This window comes from Oleiphilus sp. HI0132, from assembly GCF_001635845.1.
Genome location: NZ_LWGJ01001372.1, coordinates 1 through 2841 on the forward strand (window position 1 = coordinate 1; position 2841 = coordinate 2841).

The 2841-nt window shown below is 43.4% G+C and carries 3 protein-coding genes; 1 reads left to right on the top strand and 2 read right to left on the bottom strand.

Annotated elements, in window-relative coordinates; translation table 11 throughout:
* Both A3766_RS21040 and A3766_RS21045 read right to left on the bottom strand, forming a co-directional pair.
* A partial coding sequence (locus A3766_RS21040) for a NapC/NirT family cytochrome c (RefSeq protein WP_197479662.1) occupies positions 1 to 474 on the bottom strand: 474 nt, incomplete at its 3' end.
* 127 nt (positions 475 to 601) lie between these two features.
* Positions 602 to 2230, bottom strand: coding sequence for a cytochrome D1 domain-containing protein (locus tag A3766_RS21045; RefSeq protein WP_068642934.1), 1629 nt, complete (start codon positions 2228 to 2230; stop codon positions 602 to 604).
* Between the two features lie 397 nt (positions 2231 to 2627).
* Here A3766_RS21045 and A3766_RS21050 point away from each other — a divergent pair.
* Positions 2628 to 2841: hypothetical protein (locus A3766_RS21050; RefSeq protein WP_197479663.1), on the top strand; the 214-nt coding region annotated here is incomplete at its 3' end.

Consider the following 2841-nt stretch of genomic DNA (forward strand, 5'->3'; position numbering starts at 1 on the left):
GCGAGGCTTTTGGTTTTCTGGCAACATGGTTTCGAAGTCATGACAGTTTCGACACTCGCGTGAGTCTGTCGCTTTCATTTCACCCCAAACTTTCTTTGCCATCGTGAAGCGCTTGGCATCAAACTTTTCTGGCGTATCAATACTTCCCAAAGCTTTATGCCATAACTCATTAGAAGCTTTTATCTTACGAACAACTTTATGCACCCATGGATCAGGCACGTGACAATCTGAACAGCTTGCTCTAACGCCACTGCGGTTGGTGTAGTGAATAGTTGACTGGTATTCTTTATAAACGTTGTCTTCCATTTCGTGACAACTGATACAGAACTCTAGGGTATTGGTTTGCTCCATCGCAGTGTTAAATCCGCCCCAGAAGATGACACCGACTAACATGAAAAATAATGCTGCCGTGACTGTCGCCCCGAACAATATTTTTCTCGCCATCAGACCTTTAACAAAATTTGCTGCACTCATTGATGAGACTCCCTAGAACTTTAATATTCTAAAATTCAATTACTTAAATCCGAGAAGGTTGAAGAAGAGCACCTAAGTACTCTTCTTCAGGAGTACTAATTACCTAAATAACTATTACTAACGGTAATTAGGTTTTGTGGTTAGCACGGTTAAACACGTTGAACTTACCAGTAGGCGTTGTTAAACCTTTAATACGAGTAATCTCTTTAAGAGTCTTCGCATCGTAAACAACGATTTCACCAGTTGGGTTCTTGTTGTCAGTTCGGTTCCAGACAGATACCCAAACCTCAGTACCATCTTTGTTGAACTCCATGTGCAAGGCCGCTTTACCTTCTTCTTCAGTTACACGAATAGTTTTAACGATTTCGTGTGTGTCCTTATCAAATACCTGAACACTTTGCTGAACTTCTGTCTCTGGGTGCTTAAGCTGATCTGCCCATACATATTGAGATGTTGGATGGGTACGAATAAATACGCCCGCACCGTCTGTCTCAACTGTGTAGCACAGCTTCCACGCTTGGTCAGGATGACCAATCGGGTCGTTGCCCCAAACAGATACTTCACCAATACCTAGGTGAGTCGTTGCACCAACAGGGCCACACTCTTTATCAGTCCAGTTAGCACCAGGACCCGGGTGAGGCAATGAAGCAACATCGATCATTTTCTCTAACTTACGATCTTTCGTATCAACAACAACCATCTTGTTTGAAGCGTTTGCTGCGATTTGGAAGTAACGACCTGTTGGGTCAAAGAAACCATCATGCAAGAACTTAGCAGTATCCATTTGATCAATACGTAGGTTATTGATGTCGCTGTAATCAACCTGCCACATTTGACCTAACTCTTTGATCGCAACCATCCAAGTTGGCTCATTAGGTGTTGTGTAGATCGCCGCAACGCGAGACTCTTCGACATACTCACCGTCAACATTAACACCACGAGAAGAAACTACTTTCAGAGGTTCAAGTGTTTCTGCATCCATGATTACGAAGTGCGGAGGCCAATAACCACCAGCGATAACATATTTGCCATCACCGGAAACAGCGATATCTCGTGCGTCATACGCCATTTGAGTTTCAGCTACCAACATCTTGTCTGGCGTCTGCCATAAATCGATCTTGTTAACCTTACCGTCACGACCAATGGTGTACCAGAAACGACCTACGTCTTTCGCATGATCAGTTTTATGGTGCTCAGTACCCTTGATTACGTGTACTGCATAACCCGTATCGATGTGTGCAACAATTTCATGTTTGTCACCATCGATGATGGCAGCAAGACCTGCATCACGCTCAATGACAACAAAGAAGTTCTCCCAATTACGGCCATGTAGAGGTTTAGTTGGATAGTCTTTAAGAGCGATATATTCTTTGGTCCGCTCTTTCATCATCGCTAAAGACATCTCTGGTGGAACAGGAGGCTCCAACTGAATATACTTCGCAAGAAGGTCAATCTCATCTTTAGTGAAGAGATCATCAAAGTTGTTCATGCCACCTTCAGTACCTAGCTCAATAATACGAGACAGACGCTTGGTTCCTTTCTTAAGGGTTTCTTCAGGCATCAAACTTTTACCTGTTGCCCCCTTACGTAATACACCATGACAACCCGCACAACGCTGAAAGTACATGGATTTTGCTTTGTCGAATTCTTCAGGGGTTAAGGTTGGTGCAGTGTTTGTTGCTGCCTGAACCCCGGCTCCCATGCCAACGCCCATTGCTAGAGCTAATGCTGACAATATATGTTTTGTGTTCTTCATCGTATGCGAACTCCTGTTAATTGTTGTCGCTATTTGTCGTTTGGGTCTTTTGTCCGACTTCCCCCTTTAAGCCGTGAATCCCCAATAAAGCTATAAGAAGTGCTATGTTCGAAAAAAGTTACTACTCCAAAAATATGTGTTGCTATCTTCTTACAACGTCTCTCTCAAAACGTTATCTTCCTCTCTAACCACACCTACCCTTAAAGTGGTAGATACCTCCTTCCTTCGTGGATAGATCATTTGAAAAGACGGTTTACTTGACCTCAATCAAATTAACACCGCTCCCTCACTGCCATACTCCGCTTCGATTCCGGAGGTCTCACCTAGCTATACTCAAGTTTCGTACCAACACATAAAGCGCTGAAAAATAACAATATTTATAACAAGGGAAATCATAATGACCGCCTTAGCAAGAAATCATTTCGACAACAGTGAGGTAGATATGACAACAACAGGTTCATTATTCGAGACGATTACGGCGATCATTTCCGACCTCCCTAGAGACTTACCTGAAGCAAGTCGCTATCAGCGACTGCTTAACAATATGCAGAATATATTTCCGTTCGATGCGGCGGCGGTTTTGAAACTGGAAGGCAGTCAACTTCGCCCTA